Source organism: Streptomyces sp. NPDC055955 (genome assembly GCF_042270245.1).
Taxonomy (GTDB): domain Bacteria; phylum Actinomycetota; class Actinomycetes; order Streptomycetales; family Streptomycetaceae; genus Streptomyces.
The window spans coordinates 272,837-288,886 of the sequence record NZ_JBHJYS010000002.1; the positions used below are offsets into that span (position 1 = coordinate 272,837).

At 71.4% G+C, this 16,050-nt stretch carries 17 protein-coding genes; 8 read left to right on the forward strand and 9 right to left on the reverse strand.

Annotated elements, in window-relative coordinates:
* The 3 genes from ACFC96_RS04540 to ACFC96_RS04550 form a co-directional block, all read right to left on the reverse strand.
* The gene (locus tag ACFC96_RS04540; RefSeq protein WP_376610185.1) at positions 1-2,145 is read right to left on the reverse strand and encodes a putative bifunctional diguanylate cyclase/phosphodiesterase; all 2,145 of its coding nucleotides are present in this window, start codon (positions 2,143-2,145) and stop codon (positions 1-3) included.
* Positions 2,142-2,954 (reverse strand): SAM-dependent methyltransferase, encoded by an 813-nt coding sequence (locus ACFC96_RS04545; RefSeq protein ID WP_340459269.1) that lies wholly within the window; start codon positions 2,952-2,954, stop codon positions 2,142-2,144. Before ACFC96_RS04545 ends, ACFC96_RS04540 begins: the two co-directional genes overlap by 4 nt.
* A 255-nt stretch (positions 2,955-3,209) precedes the next feature.
* The gene (locus ACFC96_RS04550; protein WP_340459270.1) at positions 3,210-4,160 is read right to left on the reverse strand and encodes an SCO0930 family lipoprotein; all 951 of its coding nucleotides are present in this window, start codon (positions 4,158-4,160) and stop codon (positions 3,210-3,212) included.
* 262 nt (positions 4,161-4,422) lie between these two features.
* On the opposite strand from ACFC96_RS04550, the gene ACFC96_RS04555 reads away from it, so the two are divergent.
* Both ACFC96_RS04555 and ACFC96_RS04560 read left to right on the forward strand, forming a co-directional pair.
* Positions 4,423-4,941, forward strand: a complete 519-nt coding sequence (locus ACFC96_RS04555) for a hypothetical protein (RefSeq protein WP_340459271.1) — start codon at positions 4,423-4,425, stop codon at positions 4,939-4,941.
* Positions 4,942-4,957: 16 nt separating this feature from the next.
* Positions 4,958-5,722 (forward strand): DUF4239 domain-containing protein, encoded by a 765-nt coding sequence (locus ACFC96_RS04560; RefSeq protein WP_340459272.1) that lies wholly within the window; start codon positions 4,958-4,960, stop codon positions 5,720-5,722.
* A 27-nt stretch (positions 5,723-5,749) separates the two neighbouring features.
* Here ACFC96_RS04560 and ACFC96_RS04565 read toward each other — a convergent pair whose 3' ends face one another.
* On the reverse strand, positions 5,750-5,962 hold the full coding sequence (locus ACFC96_RS04565; protein ID WP_376254505.1) for a DNA-binding protein: 213 nt from the start codon (positions 5,960-5,962) through the stop codon (positions 5,750-5,752).
* Positions 5,963-6,027: 65 nt separating this feature from the next.
* On the opposite strand from ACFC96_RS04565, the gene ACFC96_RS04570 reads away from it, so the two are divergent.
* Both ACFC96_RS04570 and ACFC96_RS04575 read left to right on the forward strand, forming a co-directional pair.
* On the forward strand, positions 6,028-6,282 hold the full coding sequence (locus ACFC96_RS04570) for a hypothetical protein (protein ID WP_340459274.1): 255 nt from the start codon (positions 6,028-6,030) through the stop codon (positions 6,280-6,282).
* 277 nt (positions 6,283-6,559) lie between these two features.
* Entirely contained in the window at positions 6,560-7,213 is a 654-nt protein-coding gene (locus ACFC96_RS04575) for a class F sortase (RefSeq protein ID WP_376610187.1), read from the forward strand.
* Between the two features lie 21 nt (positions 7,214-7,234).
* Here the strand turns inward: ACFC96_RS04575 and ACFC96_RS04580 are convergent, their stop codons facing one another.
* Positions 7,235-8,044: a polysaccharide deacetylase family protein gene (locus ACFC96_RS04580; protein WP_376610189.1), complete on the reverse strand. Its 810-nt coding sequence runs from the start codon at positions 8,042-8,044 to the stop codon at positions 7,235-7,237.
* Between the two features lie 158 nt (positions 8,045-8,202).
* Here ACFC96_RS04580 and ACFC96_RS04585 point away from each other — a divergent pair, with 158 nt between their 5' ends.
* Together ACFC96_RS04585 and ACFC96_RS04590 are read left to right on the forward strand one after the other, a co-directional pair.
* Entirely contained in the window at positions 8,203-8,664 is a 462-nt protein-coding gene (locus ACFC96_RS04585) for a universal stress protein (RefSeq protein ID WP_266677896.1), read from the forward strand.
* A 107-nt stretch (positions 8,665-8,771) separates the two neighbouring features.
* A complete protein-coding gene (locus ACFC96_RS04590; protein WP_340457675.1) occupies positions 8,772-10,211 on the forward strand; it encodes an amino acid permease in 1,440 nt (479 codons plus the stop codon).
* A 3-nt stretch (positions 10,212-10,214) separates the two neighbouring features.
* On the opposite strand, the gene ACFC96_RS04595 is transcribed toward ACFC96_RS04590, so the two are convergent.
* The gene (locus ACFC96_RS04595; protein ID WP_376610191.1) at positions 10,215-11,456 is read right to left on the reverse strand and encodes a CapA family protein; all 1,242 of its coding nucleotides are present in this window, start codon (positions 11,454-11,456) and stop codon (positions 10,215-10,217) included.
* Between the two features lie 237 nt (positions 11,457-11,693).
* Between ACFC96_RS04595 and ACFC96_RS04600 the strand changes: the two genes are divergently transcribed.
* Together ACFC96_RS04600 and ACFC96_RS04605 are read left to right on the forward strand one after the other, a co-directional pair.
* Positions 11,694-12,236, forward strand: a complete 543-nt coding sequence (locus tag ACFC96_RS04600) for a sigma-70 family RNA polymerase sigma factor (RefSeq protein ID WP_340457701.1) — start codon at positions 11,694-11,696, stop codon at positions 12,234-12,236.
* A gap of 145 nt (positions 12,237-12,381) precedes the next feature.
* The gene (locus ACFC96_RS04605) at positions 12,382-12,900 is read left to right on the forward strand and encodes a hypothetical protein (protein ID WP_340457677.1); all 519 of its coding nucleotides are present in this window, start codon (positions 12,382-12,384) and stop codon (positions 12,898-12,900) included.
* Between the two features lie 22 nt (positions 12,901-12,922).
* On the opposite strand, the gene ACFC96_RS04610 is transcribed toward ACFC96_RS04605, so the two are convergent.
* From ACFC96_RS04610 to ACFC96_RS04620, 3 genes are read right to left on the reverse strand one after another with little or no spacing between them, the layout of a single operon-like run.
* Entirely contained in the window at positions 12,923-14,122 is a 1,200-nt protein-coding gene (locus ACFC96_RS04610) for a sensor histidine kinase (protein WP_376610193.1), read from the reverse strand.
* Positions 14,119-15,654, reverse strand: coding sequence for a cation acetate symporter (locus ACFC96_RS04615; protein ID WP_340457679.1), 1,536 nt, complete (start codon positions 15,652-15,654; stop codon positions 14,119-14,121). Before ACFC96_RS04615 ends, ACFC96_RS04610 begins: the two co-directional genes overlap by 4 nt.
* A complete protein-coding gene (locus ACFC96_RS04620) occupies positions 15,651-15,998 on the reverse strand; it encodes a hypothetical protein (protein WP_327580358.1) in 348 nt (115 codons plus the stop codon). The genes ACFC96_RS04615 and ACFC96_RS04620 overlap by 4 nt, the downstream gene beginning before the upstream one ends.
* Positions 15,999-16,050: the final 52 nt, after the last annotated feature.

The window sequence follows — 16,050 nt, forward strand, 5'->3', positions numbered from 1 at the left end:
TCACCCCGTCGCGTCGCACAGGGCGAGCTCGTGCAGACGGTCCGGCGGGCCCGGGCGGGCGTAGTACCAGCCCTGCGCGGTGTCGCAGCCCAGGTCGCGCAGCTGCTCGGCCTGTGCGCCCGTCTCCACGCCCTCCACCGTGACCGAGAGGTCGAGGCTGTGCGCGAGCCCGACGATGCCCTCGACGATCTTCAGGTCGACGGGGTCGGCGGGGAACCGCTGCATGCCCTGTGTGAAGGAGCGGTCCAGCTTGAGGACGCTCACCGGGAGCCGGCGCAGGTTCGCGAGGTTCGAGTAGCCCGTGCCGAAGTCGTCGAGCGCGATGTCCACGCCCATCTCGGCGAGCCGCCGCAGCGGCTTCAGGAGGTCGTCGTCCGCGCCGATCAGGGCGGACTCGGTGACTTCGAGGCAGAGCGCGCCGGGTTCGAGTCCGAAGCGCTCCAGGATGTCGACGGTGTCGGAGACGAGGCCCGGGTGGGTGAGCTGCATCGGCGACAGGTTCACATTGATGCGCAGGGGGCCGGCGTCCTCGTGACGCTCCTGCCAGACCCGGGCCTGGCGCACGGACTCCTCCAGGACCCAGCGCCCGAGCGGCACGATGAGGCCGGTGTCCTCGGCGAGCGGGATGAACTGGTCGGGCCCGAGCACACCGTGCTGCGGATGCAGCCACCTCACGAGCGCCTCGGCGCCCCGCACGATGCCGTCGCCGAGATGCACGAGCGGCTGGTACTCGATGAAGAACTCGGCGCGCTCCAGGGCCGCGGGCAGCGCGTTCGTGAGGCCGTGGCGCGTGATGGCGCGCGCGTCGGCCTCGGGGTCGGCGAGTTCGTAGCGGTTGCCGCCCGCCGACTTGGCCCGGTACATGGTGATGTCGGCGCTGCGCAGCACCTCCGCGGGGCTGCGCTCGCCCGCCGCGGGCCCTTCCACGATGCCGATGGAGCCGCGCACGGTCAGCTCGCGCCCGTCGATGCGGATGGGGGTCGCCAGCGCGTGCATGATGCGTCCGGCGAGCTCGTCGACCTCGGCCGCGGTGTCACGGCCGGTGGTCAGCGCGACGAACTCGTCGCCGCCGAGCCTCGCCACCATCTCGCCGGGCGCGGTGGCGCAGCCCTGGAGCCGGTCGGCGACCTCGACGAGGAGCCGGTCGCCCGCCGCGTGTCCGAGGCTGTCGTTGATGGTCTTGAAGCCGTCGAGGTCGAGGTAGCACAGGCCGAAGCGCATGCCGTCGCCGGCCGCGAGCGCCTTCTCCAGGCGCTCGAAGAACAGCGTCCTGTTGGGGAGCCCGGTGAGCGCGTCGTGGGTCGCCTCGTAGCGCAGCCGCAGGTTCAGGAGGCGGCGCTCGGTGGTGTCCTCCACCAGTGCCAGCTGGTACTGCGGCACTCCGTCGGCGTCCCGCAGGAGGGAGACGGTCAGGTTCGTCCACAGGGCGGTGCCGTCGGGGCGGTAGAACGCCTTCTCCACGCGGTAGTGCTCGCGCTCGCCGCGGACCAGCTCCTCGTACAGGCGCCACACGTGCGGGGCGTCGTCGGGGTGGGTCCACTCGACGACGTTGCGGCCGCGCACCAGGTTCTCGGCGCCGCCGAACATGCGCACCAGCGCGTCGTTGGCCTCGAGGACCGTGCCCTCGAGGTCGGCTATGCCGATGCCGATGGCCGCGCCGTGGAAGACCGCGCGGAACCGGGCCTCGCTCGCGTGAAGCGCCTCGGCGACGGCGCTGCGCGCGCTGAGCGCCGCCCGGGAGATGGCCTCCTGCTCGACGAGGGTCCGCTCGCGCAGGGCCTGGGCGAAGCCGGCCGCGACGGAGTGCTGGAGCCGGGCGCAGCGGGCCCGCAGCTCTTCCTCGCGCCGGTCCTCGTCGGGACGGCAGTACAGGACGAGGTAGGCGTCGACGACGTCGAGGGTGCGGGTGAGCGCCTCGGGGTCGGTGCAGTGCACGCCGATGAGGGCCGCGCCGACGGCCTGGGCCGCGGGAGCGTCCAGGTTCCGCTCGCCGAGCGCGTCCCGCAACCGCCGTGCGAGCGGCATGAGTTCCTGCTCGAACTCGACCCGGGTCAGGGAGGTCGCCGTCACCGGGAAGATCGCCCGGCTCCAGATGGTGGCGAACCTGCGGAGTCTGCCCTCGGGCCCGTCCGCTTCGCCGCTCACGCCTTGCGCCCCACGCCGGCGCAGCCCGAGAAGGCATATGGATCCTCGTCCGAGGGCGCGCTCTCCGGCCGCCAGTCGGGCATCTGCACGAGTCCGGGCTCCACCATCTCGTATCCCTCGAAGAACCGCGCGATCTCCTCGCGCGAGCGCATGATCAGCGGGTTGCGGATGTTCTTGTACACGTCGACCGTGCCGGCGGCGCGCGCGGCGGGGACGGGGATGCCCTCGTACGCGGCGTGCGTGACGATCAGGAGGCTGCCGGGCGCGAGGGCGTCCCGCAGTTCGGCGACGGCGCTCTGCGGGTCGTCGGCGTCCTCGACGAAGTGCAGGACGGCGACGAGGAGCAGGGCGACCGGCTTGTCCAGGTCGAGGAGTTCACCGACCTCGGGTGCCGCGAGGATCTCCCGGGGCTTGCGCAGGTCGGCGGTCACGACGGCCGCGCGGTCGTTGCCGTCCAGGACGGCCCGGCTGTGCGCGACGGCGACCGGGTCGTGGTCGACGTACACGACGCGCGCTTCGGGATCGGCTGCCTGGGCCACCTCGTGGACGTTGCCAAAGGTGGGGATTCCGGAGCCGATGTCCAGGAACTGGGTGACGCCCTCCTGAACCGCGTAACGCACCGCCCGGCGCATGAAGGCGCGATTCGCCTGCATGATCTTCGGGAGCCCCGGCAGGAACTCCATCGCCTTGCGGGCCGCCTCCCGGTCCACCTCGAAGTTGTGCGAACCGCCCAGGTAGTAGTCGTAGATCCGGGACACGCTGGGCACCGAGATGTCGATGCCCTGAGGGGCCCAGGCGGGACGCTCCATCAATGTCTCCAAGGCGTAGGCGAGCCGGTGTTCGAGCTGAGGCTACTGATCGCCCGCCAATGGAGCGAGTCAAAACGGAAATTGACCGTCCGTTCTCGGTCACTGCCTCCGGCAAGTGCCGAATGGCAATGATCCGAAATCACCCCGAAACCCTCTCTGTTGCAACGGAAAAGAACCGGCCTGTTCCCTCCGCGTGATCACGGAGGGAACAGACCGGCGATTCGCCAAATCCGTCGCAGACTCTACGCGGTGCCCCTACTTGGGCGCTCCCACGGGCTTTCCCTCGGGCGAAGCGGCGTACCAAGTTCCACCCACACCCTGCCCATTGGTGTCGCCGGGCTTCTTGTCGCCGGAGTAGGTGTAGACCGGCCAGCAGTTGATCGTCTGCTGCTTGCCGCCGTCGGGGCGGTTGTACGTCATGAAGCCCTTCTTGAGGATGCCCTTGGTGTCGTTCTTCGCCACGGGCGCGACGGCCGGCCAGTTCTCCGCGCAGGTGTCGACGCAGTTCGACTTGATGGGCCAGGCCGAGTCCTTGAGGAACCGGTAGACAGTCATTCCGTTCTTGTCGACGACGATCTCGCCGAGTTTCGGGTCCTTGCGCGTGGACAGACCTGCCAGGTCGGCGGGCTGCGCGGCGGCGGGACTCGCCTTCTTGCCGTCGGGTCCGGCGGCGTACCAGACACCCCCGACCCCCTGCCCCTTCGCGTCGCCCGGCTTGGTGTCCATGGCGTACCGGTACATGGGCCAGCCGTCGACCGTGAGCTGCTTGGTGCCGTCGGCCGCGGTCACCTCACCGAGCAGCGACTGGTCGACTCCGGGCGCGGGCTCGGCGCCGTCCGCGGGCACCACGGGCCAGGCCTTGAGGCAGGCCTCGTCGCAGTTCGACTTGGGCGGCTGCGCGGTGTCCTTGTCGAAGCGGTACATCGTGAAGCCCGCGCTGTCCGTGAGGACCTGGCCGAGCTTCTTGCTGTCCCAGGTGGCGAGCTGCCCCGCCGGCTTCGCCTTGGTCGCCCCCGCGTCCTTCGCGTCCCCGTAGCCGTCCCCGCTGCCGTACGCGTCGCCGTTGCCGTATCCGCCCTGCGCCGGGGCGGCCTTGCCCACGGACTGGCCCTGGGACTGATAGCCCTGGTCCTGACCGCACGCCGTCGTCAGCGCCAGCAGGGCCGCAGCTGTCGCTACGAGTGAGGCGTTCCGCCAGGTATTCATTGCCAACTCCCGCTGTCTGCTTGGGTGTTGCGCGATCCCGGAAGGGGCCGCACATGGCCCTAGGTACGCGCGGCGACGGCGGATGTGTTCAACGGGGCCGGAAAATTCTTTCGGGCGGCGGGGGCGCGGGACGCATCCGGCGCGGAGCACGCGTGCGCTCCGGTGGCCGCGGGCAAACCTGGCGCCCCCCATCTCCCCACCTTCGGACCAATCCCCTTCGGCCGTGGCGTGACGGCGCCTCCCGCCGCCCATGATCTCCGTCGTGTACGGATCCAGAGGGGCCAGGTCGACCCTGGTCACACGGGTGGTGGCGGTGCTCGCGCTGGCCTGGCTGATGGGCTCGCCCGCGGCCGGCGCCACCGCGGCCGCGCTGACCCCGGCCGACAACTGCGCGTACGCCTCGATCGGCAAGGGCGGCGACGTGACAGCCCGCGCCGGGGACGGCGTCGTGTGCCGGGCGGGCCCCGTCAAGCCACCGCCGCGCAAGCCCGCGCCACCCCCGGCCCCCAAGCCACCGCCCCCACCGCCGCCTCCTCCCCCACCGCCACCTCCCCCACCCCCTCCTCCTCCGCCACCACCTCCGCCGCCCGTGAAGGCACCGCCGCCGCCCGCGCCGAAGCCGACGGTGCGCCCCAAACCCTCGCCGACGCCGGTGAGTTACCCCGCCTACCGCCCCGCGCCCCGCAAGGCGCCGCCGCGCGGCGGGCCGTCCCTGGTCTCGCTCACCCTGCTCATCACCGCGCCCGCGGTGCTCGCCGTAGCCGCGCTGCGCCCGCGCTGACCGCCCGGAGGTACCGATGTCGGAATGGCTTGTTCTCACCCTCGCGATGGTGGTCGTGTGCGCGGTCGTGCTCGCCGTGACGGTCCTTCAGCAGCGCAGGATCGGTGACGACGACGATCCGAGCGAGACCCCGGACGTCATCGAGTACATGACGATGATGATCGGTGTGGTGTACGCGATCGTCCTGGGTCTCGCCATCGCGGGTGTCTGGGAGGGCCGCAGCGCCGCCCAGGACCATGTGCGCAACGAGGCGCAGGCCCTGCACGAGGTCCATGAACGCGTCCGCGTCTACCCGACCGCGGTCAGGGACCGCATCCGCGCGGATGTCGACACCTATGTCAGCCATGTCGTCACCACCGAGTGGCGCACGATGAAGAACCAGGGCCATCTCACCGCCGAGGGAACCCGGCTCCTCGACAAGGTGCGCCACGACGTCACCGACTACCAGCCGAAGACCGACTTCGAGGCGCAGGCCTACCAGCCGCTGCTCGACCAGATCACCGCCGCGGACGACGCCCGCAACGCGCGCGCGGACTCCACCGGCGCCACGATGCCGGGCGTCGTGTGGTTCGGCCTCATCACGGGAGGACTCGTCACGATCGGCATGGTCTTCGCCCTCCAGATCCGCCGGACGGCACGCGAGCTGATCCTCGCCGGGCTCTTCTCGGCGCTGATCGCGTTCCTGCTCTTCCTGGTCTGGGACCTCGACGCGCCCTACAGCCGTGGGGTCGCGGCCACCGTGGAGCCGTTCCTCATGCTGTTCCCGCACGCCGGGGGATGACGCCGGCGGGCCGCGCTCACCCCCGGGTCAGCGCGGCCCGCCGAGCGCCAGCCCCTGCTCGGCCAGCGCCTCGCCGAGGACCCGCAACGCCTTGGGACCCATCCCGTGCAGCGCCCGCAACTCGTTCACGGGCACGTCCGCGAGCTGGGCGAGTTCCGTGTATCCGGCCCCGTTCAGCGCACGCAGCGCCGGAGCGCCGATCCCGCGCGGAAATCCGGTGGACGCCGTGCCGTCCGTCATCGCTGCCTGCCTCTCCCGGTGGGGCGCGGGCTGCGCCCGGCGTCCCCGCGACGCACTCTGGTGCCATGACTGCCTGGCACACCCCTATCGTCGTACACCCTCCCGCACCCGAGGGAGGGCGGCACGTCACCGTGCGGGGGCGGGCCGTCGGGCTCGCGCACAGCGACCATGACCTGATCCGGCTGCTGCGCTCGGCGGGGCTCGGCGAGTCCGACATGACGCTCGACGATCCCCATCTGGTCGAATGGCGCGGCGCGGGCCCACACGTATGGCACACGGCGGGACCCGACAAGCCGTCACCGCACCACCCTGTCGCCTGACCGGCGCACACCGACGCCCCGTTCGCCCCGCCCAGTTCGCGGCCGGCCCGGTCCGCACCCCATCTTTTTGGCATCGCCGATGGAATTCCGCAGGGGCTGACACTTCCGCAGGTCTCGCACTGTCAGGATTTCTTGACGCCACTGACCCGTACGGTGTACCGCATTCCTGGCCGCCACCCGTTTGCACTTGCGCTGTCGCCCGCCGCGTGCGTCGCGCTTAGCGTTTTCGTAAGCGCAACTGTCGCGGTCTCGCCGCCGCGTCGAGAGGGGTGAACGAATGTCTTCGTCCCAGCCGGCCGACGAGGAGGGCCAGCAGAAGAAGCGCGCGCCGTGGGGCGTGATCGCGCTCGTAATGCTCACCGGAATCGCCCTGATCCGCAATGGAGCGGGGGAATTCGACCTCGGTCCCCCGCAGCCTGCCTCCGCGGCGGCAGGGGATCTCACCCCGTCCGGCGCGAAGGCGCCGAAGCCGTTGCCGTTCTCCGTGGCGGACCGGGTGCGGATCCCGGCGATCCAGGTGGATGCCCCGGTCATGCCCGTAGGGGTCGATCGGGACGGCTGGGTGGACGCCCCGCCGCCCGAGGACCCGAATCTCGCGGGCTGGTTCACCGGTGGAGTGACGCCGGGCGAGAAGGGCACCGCCGTCATCGTCGGCCATGTCGACAACGCGCAGGGTCCCGCGGTCTTCTACGGCCTCGGCTCGCTCAAAAAGGGAAATCGCGTCCAGGTCGTGCGCAAGGACAAGAAGACCGCCGTGTTCGAGATCTACGGCATCGAGGTCTTCAAGAAGGCGAATTTCCCGGGAACCCGCGTGTACGGCAGTAAGGGAGCACCCGAACTGCGGGTGATCACGTGCGGCGGCGGATTCTCCAAGGAGAACGGCTACGACGGGAATGTCGTCGTCTTCGCCCGCCTGGTCGAGGTGCGCTGACCCGGCGGGCGAAAGCCCGGCTCAGACTCCCGGGCGCCTGGGCAGCGTGATGCGGTAGCCCGAGTCGAGGAGTTCCGGCAGACAGGTGCGCAGGGCGGCAACAACCTGGGAGCGGTTGCCGCCCGCGTCATGGCCGAGGACCACCACGCCGGGGGCCGCCCCGTCCCGGACCGCCCGGACGATGGAGCGGGTGCCCGGCTCGGCCCAGTCGTTGCTGTCGACGGTCCACGCGAGGGGTTCCATGCCGAGGTCGGCGCCGATGCGGAACACGTTGCGGTTCCAGGCGCCGTACGGCGCGCGGAACCAGGCGGGCGACTCGCCGATCGTGTCGTCGACGATCTCGCAGGTCCGCCCGATCTCGGAGCGCACAGCCGAGCACGGCATCTTGGTCAGGAGCGGGTGCGTCCAGGTGTGGTTGCCGATGATGTGCCCGTCGTCGGCCATCTCGCGCAGCAGGTCCTTGTTCCACTCGACCTGTTCCCCACAGACGAAGAACATGACCCGGACGTCGTGCTCACGCAACGTCCGCAGGATGTGCGGGGTGTAGAGCGGATCGGGTCCGTCGTCGAAGGTGAGGACCATGCTCCCGTCGTGGGCGTCCATCCGCAGGATCGGCTCGTGCCGTACCGGCAACCGGGTGGACACCGCGGGTGGCGGACCGTATCCGGCCAAGGGCTGGAGGCGGTCCGTGGACGGCCGCGTCGCCTTCGCGGCCTGTGATCCCGCGGCAGGCGCGCTCGGGGCGCGGCCGGTGCAGCCGGCGCCGAGGCCGAGGAGCGCCGCACCGTGGAACAGTGCCCGCCGCCCTGGATTGCTCTGGTCCGGTTTCATGACCAATGCGTCGCACGGCGCCCGAGGCGGGTCGTATTCCAACACCGCGCCGCCTGGCGCAAGCACCCGATGGGACCAGCGACGCCCGAGGCGGGCCGGCACGGATTCGCTCGCCCCCAGCGCCTGCGGGACCTGGGGTTTCCGCTAGCCTCACCGCTGTGAACGCACAGCAGCCACACCAGTTCGAACGCGGTACGGACGGCCCCAAGGTGATCGTGGTCGGGGTGGACGGCTCCGACTCCTCGCTGCGCGCCGCGTCCTACGCCGGAGGCCTCGCGCGCCGTCAGCGCGCACTCCTCGCCGTCGTCTACATCCAGCCCGTCATGGCCGCCGGCGCCGCGCTCGGCGTCCCCGTGGCCGACACCACGGACGAGATCGCCGAGGGTCTGATCGCCGAGATCAGGGAGGCGGCGGAGCGGGTGAAGGACATATACGAGGTGCGCTGGGAGTTCCACACCTTCCGAGGCGACCCGTACAACGGCCTGGTGACCGCCGCCGACGAACTGAAGGCGGACGCCGTGGTCGTCGGCGCGTCCGAGCAGGCGGGACACCGCATCGTCGGGTCGGTCGCGATCCGGCTGGTGAAAGCCGGACGCTGGCCCGTCACCGTGGTCCCGTAACCACCCGACCCGCACACTCCACGGGGCGCGCCGTCTTCCTCAGCCGTCGCGACTGGGCCATCATGATCGACCGTCAGCCGATCGCCGTCCGCGAAGAGGTGGATCCCATGGCCGGTCTCAGAGGGCTTCGGATGGGGCAAGGCGTACTGCGCCGCAAACCCATCGAAAGGATCGAGGAGACGGAGGGCGGCGGCGCGCAGCAGCTCACCCGCTCCCTCGGTCTGTGGCAGCTGACCGCGATCGGTGTCGGCGGCATCATCGGCGCCGGCATCTTCACCCTCGCGGGCACGGTCGCCAACGAAACGGCGGGGCCCTCGGTCCTGGTCTCGTTCCTCATCGCGGGCGTCGCGAGCGCGTGCGCCGCGCTGTCGTACGCGGAGTTCGCCGGCCTCATCCCGAAGGCCGGATCCGCCTACACGTACGGGTACGCGGTCCTCGGCGAGCTGGTCGGCTGGTTCATCGGCTGGGACCTGCTCCTGGAGTACACGGCGATCGTCGCGGTCGTCGCCATCGGCATCTCGGGCTACTTCAGCTTCCTGCTCGGCGAGATGGGGCTCGATCTGCCGCACTGGATGCTGGGCGCGCCGGGCACCGGCGACGGCCACAAGGTCGACCTGTTCGCCGCGCTGCTGTGCCTGCTCATCGCGTATCTGCTGACGCTCGGCATCAAGAACGCGGCGCGCTTCGAGACCGTCGTGGTGGTCCTGAAGGTCCTGGTGGTGCTCCTCGTCATCGGCGTGGGCTTCTTCCACATCGACACGGACAACTACACGCCGTTCTTCCCGTTCGGCATCAGCGGCACGTTCACCGGCGCGGCCACCGTCTTCTTCGCGGTCTTCGGGTACGACGCCATGTCGACGGCCGCCGAGGAGTCCAAGGACGCGCAGCACCACATGCCGAAGGCGATCCTCTACTCGCTCGCGATCTCGATGGTCCTGTACGTGCTGGCCTGCCTGGTCCTGACCGGCATGCAGAACTATCAGCACATCGACCCGGAGAGCGGCTTCTCGACGGCGTTCAAGTCGGTGGGTCTGAGCGGTCTCGCCAATGTCATCGCGGTGGGCGCGATCATCGGCATCCTCACGGTGATGTTCACCTTCATGCTGGGTGTCACCCGCGTGTGGTTCTCGATGAGCCGCGACGGGCTGCTGCCCAAGTGGTTCGCGAAGACCCACCCGACCCGGCACGTGCCGACGCGCGTGACGTGGATCGTCGGGTGCGCGTCGGCCGTCATCGCCGGCTTCCTGCCGATCGGGGAGGCGGCCGAGCTGACCAACATCGGCATCCTGCTCGCGTTCGTCGTGGTGTGCATCGCGGTGATCGTGCTGCGCTACAGGCAGCCCGACCTGCCCCGCACGTTCCGCACGCCCGCCATGCCGCTGGTGCCCGCGCTCGGGGTCGTCTTCTCGATCTGGCTCATCACCTTCCTGCAGTGGCAGACCTGGGTGCGGTTCGCCGTGTGGTTCGCCGTCGGGCTCGTCATCTACTTCGGCTACTCGTACAAGCGGTCGGAGCTGGCGAAGACGGAGCCGCTGCCGAAGTCCTGACCGCTACCGGCCCATCGTCAGGCCGTCCTTGGCCGCACCGCGGCTGAGGACGGCCTCACTGATCCGGTCGCGGACGTCGGCCAGGCCGAGGCCGTCGTGGATGGACTGGCTGACGTTGATCACGCGACGCGAGCCGAGGTTGAACCACTGCGGGATGAACTCGGCCTTGCGCACCTCCCAGCGCCCGCCGGGCCGCTCGGGCGGCGCGAAGGTGAAGCGGCCGATGGTGCCCTCGTTGCCGCGCACGTCCTGGGCGCCCTCGTCGTTGACCATCTCGCCGGCGATCTGGTCGCCCATGCCGTAGACCACCCAGGTGCCGTTGACCTTCTCGTACGCCTGCGGGACGTGCGTGCGCGTGCCGAGAATCAGGTCGATGTCGGGGCGGCCGCCCGTGCGCGACGCGGTGAGCTCGTCGCCGAGGCGCAGCTGGTCCTCGTCCGGCTCCTCCTGCCACTCGGTGCCCCAGTTCAGGGAGAGGACGACCACGTCCGCGCCCGCCTTCCGGGCCGCCCGCGCGTCCTTCACGATCCTCTGACGGTCGATCATGTTCACGGCCCACGGGCGTCCTTTGGGCAGCGGGAGGCCGTTGGTGTCGTACGTGTACGCGAGGTGGGCGACCTTGGCGCCACCGGCGCGCAGCCACGCGGGGCTGCTGCTCTCGGCGGCGGTGCGGGCCGAGCCCGTGTGGCGCAGGCCCACGCCGTCCATGGCGTCGAGCGTGCGGTCGATACCGGCGGCGCCGTCGTCGAGGGCGTGGTCCGAGGCCGTGGAGCAGGCGTCGTAGCCCGTGTCGCGCAGCCCCTCGGCGACCTCGGGCGGGGACTTGAAGGCCGGGGCGCCGGTGTAGTGGCCGCCGGCGCCGTAGATCGTCTCCATGTGACAGATCGCGAGATCCGCCTTGGAGACGACCGGCTTCACGGCGGACAGCATCGGCGCGAAGTCGTATCCGTCGCCGCTCGCGTCGGTCTTCGCCTGCTTGATGATCGACGCGTGCGGCAGTACGTCACCGGAGGCGACCAGCGTGAAGCCGCGCTGCCCGTCGGTGGCGCCGCCGGCGGCCGACGGCGCCGGGGTGCCGGTGCGGTGAGGGGCCGCGCGGCGGGTGCCGTCCTCGGGCGCGGAGCAGCCCGCGCCCGCCGCGATCAGGGCGATGGCCAGGACCGCCGCGCCCTGCCGTGCGTGCCGTGCGCGATGCGCGCTCCGGGTGGGCCCCGTGTGCCTTGTGCCGCGTCTGCGGTGCGTCATCGATCAAGCTCCCGATTCGGTGCATAAGGTCATTTTTGACATAGGCATAGACGTACGGGCATCCGGTCGAGTCAAGGCTCCATACCGCCGCAGTCCCCGGAACGGCGGCACCTCCCGTGGCAGTCGGCCCCGTTCACCGCACCGCTCGCCGACCGCATCGACCGCCCGTCGCAGACCGCTGCCCACGCTCTGGGCGTGAGCCGCACGCTGCGCTGCCATACGGCCATGACGACCGCCATGAAGACCGAAGGACCCGACCGCACGGCAGAACATGTGCTGGCCGAGCTCCAGCGCGAGCACGGCAGGCCGCTTCTCTCCTTCCTCCTGCGGCTGTGCGACGGCGACCGGCAGCGGGCGGAAGACCTGGTCCAGGAGACGTTCGTACGCGCCTGGCAGCATCCGGAGGCGCTGCGCGCCGACTACGAGTCCGTGCGGCCGTGGCTGTTCACCGTCGGCCGCAGGCTCGCCATAGACGCCCGGCGCGCGCGGCTCGCCCGGCCCCCGGAGATAGGCGGCGCGGTCGTGGAGAGCGCGCGGATCTGCGCCGACCACGCGGAGCGCTCGGCGGCCGCGCTCGATGTCCGCGAGGCCGTGGCGACGCTCAGCCCGGAGCACCGGGCGGTGCTCCTCCACGTGTACTTCCGGGGCGCCTCCGTGGCCGAGGCCGCCGCGGCGCTCGGAATCCCGCCCGGTACCGTGAAGTCCCGCGCGTACTATGCGCTGCGCGCGCTGCGCAGGGTGCTCCCGGGCTATGAGGCCGACACGGCCGGCCCGCATTGAAACCGGACAACAGGTCAAGCCTCGGCAAAGCGCCTTGCCCGGCGCCCCGGTCCTCGATTGAGTAATCCGCTGTCCTCCCCTGCCCCGTCGGGCGCGAGGGCCCGGGGGCGGGCGAAGCGCACGGACCGGAGGAAGGCAGGAAGGGATGTTGCACGGGAGCAAGGAGGGCACATCGGGCGCCGGCGGCGGCGAACTGACGGTGCCGATGGCATGGCTGTACGCCGAGTACATCGCCGATGAGCTGCTGCGCACCGGTGATCTGATGCCGCCCACGTCCTTCGAGTTCCGGGCCGGGCGCGACGCACTCGCACTGACGATCTTCCTGTCGGACACGGACGGCGAGCTGTCCGGCATCCGGGTCGTGTCCCAGCTGGAGACCTGGCTGTCGCTGACCGCGTACGACCAGCCGTGGCAGTACTGGGTGCGGGAGCACATGGCGCGCCTCGCCGCGCAGGCGCGCGATGAGAACAGACCTTCGCCGGACCTCGAACTGGCCGAGGCCGCGTGGCGGTGGCTGGAGGAGACGGAGTTGCTCGCGCCCGATCTGGACTCCGTGCCGGGCCGCGGGCGCCTGCCCGAGCAGGACGACGACGGGCCGCAGGTGTGGACCCCGGCGTGGCAGCTGGGGCTGCCGCTGGGCCATCTGGCGATCCATCTGTTCTGAGGCCCCTGCGGCCGCTGCGCCCCTACTCCACCTCGACACCCGAGGAGTGCACGCCCGCGCGGTACTTGGGGATCCGCACGGTGATCTTCATGCCCGCGCCGGTGCCGGTCTCGATGACGAGGCCGTAGTCGTCGCCGAACACCTGTCTGAGCCGCTCGTCGACGTTCGACAGGCCGATCCCGGTCGAGGTGCCGCCCTCGCCGCGCAGGATCGCGCGCAGCTCGCCCGGGTCCATGCCGACCCCGTCGTCCTCGATGACGACCTCCGCCTCGGCGCCCGCGTCCCGGGCGCCGATCGTGATGCGGCTGCCGGTGACGGCGCCCTCCAGGCCGTGTTTCACGGCGTTCTCGACCAGGGGCTGCAGGCACAGGAAGGGCAGCGCCACCGGCAGTACCTCGGGCGCGATCTGGAGCGTGACCGAGAGCCGGTCGCCGAACCGGGCCCGGACCAGGGCCAGGTACTGGTCGATCGAGTGCAGCTCGTCGGCGAGCGTGGTGAAGTCACCGTGCCGGCGGAACGAGTAGCGGATGAAGTCGGCGAACTCCAGGAGGAGTTCACGGGCCCGCTCGGGGTCGGTGCGGACGAACGAGGCGATGGCTGCGAGCGAGTTGAAGATGAAGTGCGGCGAGATCTGCGCGCGCAGCGCCTTGATCTCCGCCTCGATGAGCCGGGTGCGGGAGCGGTCGAGTTCGGCCAGCTCCAGCTGTACGGAGATCCAGCGGGCGACCTCGTCGGCGGCCCGGGCGAGGACGGCCGACTCGCGGGGCGCGTAGGCGACGAGGGCGCCGAGCACGCGTCCGTCGGTGACGATCGGCGCGGCCACGGCCCAGCGCAGCGGGCAGTCGACGGCACCGCATCCGCAGCCGAACGCGGCGCTGCGCCCGGTGGTGAGCAGCCCCTCCAGATGTCCCATGACCTGCTTGCCGTGCTGATCCCCCGCGCCGTCCCAGGCGAGGACGGCGGTGCGGTTGGTGAGGCAGAGCGCGTCGGTGCCGAGGAGCGTGCGCAGCCTGCGGGCCGATCTGCGGGCCGATTCCTCGGTGAGTCCGGCCCGCAGGGGCGGCGCGGCGAGCGAGGCGGTGTGCAGGGTGTCGAAGGTGGCCCGCTCCACGGGCGTGCCCACGTCGCTGCGGCCGCCGGGGTGCGCGGTGCGCCGGCCGAGGACGAAGCCTCCGGCGAGGAGGAGGGGGCACAGGGCGAGGAGCACGGCGGTGGCGGTCACGGGCGGGCTCCCGGCTCGCTCGTGGTGATCGTCCCGCGTGTGCTGAGCGACTCCGGGAGGTGCAGTCGCGTCATCGTGGCGCTGGTGTGCGGCGGCACGGAGTCCTGGGTGGCGAGCGACACGAGGATCATGGCGAGGAAGCCGACCGGCACCGACCACACGGCGGGCCAGGCGAGCAGGGTGTGCAGCCAGCCGCCTTGCGCGACGCCGGCGACGGTCAGGGTGACCGCGACGAGTGCGGAGCCGCCGCCGAGGAGCAGTCCGGCCCGCGCGCCGGGCGGGGTGAGCCGCCGCCACCAGATCCCGAGGACGAGCAGGGGGCAGAACGAGGACGCGGACACCGCGAACGCCATCCCGACGGCGTCCGCCACCGGCACCCCGCTGACCAGGAGCGCCCCGCCCAGCGGCACGGTCATCGCGAGGAGTGTCGCCAGGCGGAAGTGCCGTACGCCGCGGGCCGGCAGGACGTCCTGGCTGAGCACGCCGGCGACGGCCATCGTCAGACCCGAGGCGGTCGACAGGAACGCGGCGAAGGCGCCGCCCGCCACCAGCGCGCCGAGCAGGTCCCCGCCGAGCCCGCCGACGGCCCGCCCCGGCAGGAGCAGGACGGCGGCGTCGGCGTCCTGGGTGGCGCTCAGCTCGGGCGCGTACAGGCTGCCGAGCCAGCCGTAGACGGGCGGCAGGCAGTAGAAGAGACCGATGAGGGCGAGCACGGCGACCGTGGTGCGGCGGGCCGCGCGGCCGTTCGGGCTGGTGTAGAAGCGGACAACGACGTGGGGCAGGCCCATCGTGCCGAGGAACGTGGCGACGATCAGGCCGTACGTCGCGTACAGCGGGTGGTCCGCGCGGCTGGTGGCGAGGGGCTGCCCGGAGCCCGCGCCGGACCAGGGCAGGCCGTCCGCGGCCGGCGGGGCGCCGCCGTCGCCGTGCCAGGCGAGGACCAGGAAGAACGCGGGTACGAGCAGCGCGGTCAGCTTCAGCCAGTACTGGAAGGCCTGGACGAAGGTGATGGAGCGCATGCCGCCCGCGGCGACGGCGAGGACGACGACGGCGGCGACGAGCGCCCCGCCGAACCAGCGCGGTGCCCCCGTGAGGATCTGCAACGTGAGTCCCGCGCCCTGGAGTTGGGGCAGGAGGTAGAGCCAGCCCGCGCCGACCACGAGCATGCTGACGACCCTGCGGACGCTGCGGGACTCCAGGCGGCCCTCGGCGAAGTCGGGCAGTGTGTAGGCGCCGGAGCGGCGCAGCGGGGCCGCGACGAACACGAGCAGGACGAGGTATCCGGCGGTGTACCCCACGGGGTACCAGAGCATGTCGGGGCCGTGCACGAGCAGGAGTCCGGCGACGCCGAGGAAGGAGGCGGCGGAGAGGTACTCGCCGCTGATGGCGGCGGCGTTGAGGCCGGGTCCCACGGTGCGTGAGGCGACGTAGAAGTCGGAGGTGGTGCGGGAGATGCGCAGGCCGAAACCGCCGATGAGGACCGTGGCCAGGACGACCACGGTCACGGCGGATATCGCGTACGCCTCGTTCACGGCGCCCCGTGGCGGTCGCGCACGGCCCGGCCGTGCACGAGGCGCGCGAAGTCGCGTTCGTTGCGCTCGGCTCTGCGTACGTACCACCAGGCGATGAGGACGAGGACCGGGTAGCAGCCGAAGCCGAGGACGATCCAGACGACGGTGGTGTTGCGCAGGGCGTCGAAGAAGAGGGGCAGGGTCACCACGGGCAGCGCGAGGACCGCGAACGCGGTGAGTCCCGTGCGCAGTTGACTGCGCATCAGGGAGCGGACGTAGGCCGCGCCCAGCGTCGTCTGTTCGTCGATCTCCCACTGGGTGGGGTGGCCGGGCAGCCGGCGCACCGCGCGCGGCTCGCCGGTCACGACCTCGCGGCGGGGTGCGGGCTCAGCGCTGGCGGACACGGCCGGAGTGTAG

Excerpts from the sequence above, each read along its gene's own strand:
- ACFC96_RS04545 (WP_340459269.1), bottom strand. The coding sequence starts at position 2,954 with ATGGAGCGTCCCGCCTGGGCCCCTCAGGGCATCGACATCTCGGTGCCC.
- ACFC96_RS04550 (WP_340459270.1), bottom strand. The coding sequence starts at position 4,160 with ATGAATACCTGGCGGAACGCCTCACTCGTAGCGACAGCTGCGGCCCTG.
- ACFC96_RS04560 (WP_340459272.1), top strand. The coding sequence starts at position 4,958 with ATGTCGGAATGGCTTGTTCTCACCCTCGCGATGGTGGTCGTGTGCGCG.
- ACFC96_RS04565 (WP_376254505.1), bottom strand. The coding sequence starts at position 5,962 with ATGACGGACGGCACGGCGTCCACCGGATTTCCGCGCGGGATCGGCGCT.
- ACFC96_RS04570 (WP_340459274.1), top strand. The coding sequence starts at position 6,028 with ATGACTGCCTGGCACACCCCTATCGTCGTACACCCTCCCGCACCCGAG.
- ACFC96_RS04575 (WP_376610187.1), top strand. The coding sequence starts at position 6,560 with ATGTCTTCGTCCCAGCCGGCCGACGAGGAGGGCCAGCAGAAGAAGCGC.
- ACFC96_RS04580 (WP_376610189.1), bottom strand. The coding sequence starts at position 8,044 with ATGAAACCGGACCAGAGCAATCCAGGGCGGCGGGCACTGTTCCACGGT.
- ACFC96_RS04590 (WP_340457675.1), top strand. The coding sequence starts at position 8,772 with ATGGCCGGTCTCAGAGGGCTTCGGATGGGGCAAGGCGTACTGCGCCGC.
- ACFC96_RS04595 (WP_376610191.1), bottom strand. The coding sequence starts at position 11,456 with ATGACGCACCGCAGACGCGGCACAAGGCACACGGGGCCCACCCGGAGC.
- ACFC96_RS04600 (WP_340457701.1), top strand. The coding sequence starts at position 11,694 with ATGAAGACCGAAGGACCCGACCGCACGGCAGAACATGTGCTGGCCGAG.
- ACFC96_RS04605 (WP_340457677.1), top strand. The coding sequence starts at position 12,382 with ATGTTGCACGGGAGCAAGGAGGGCACATCGGGCGCCGGCGGCGGCGAA.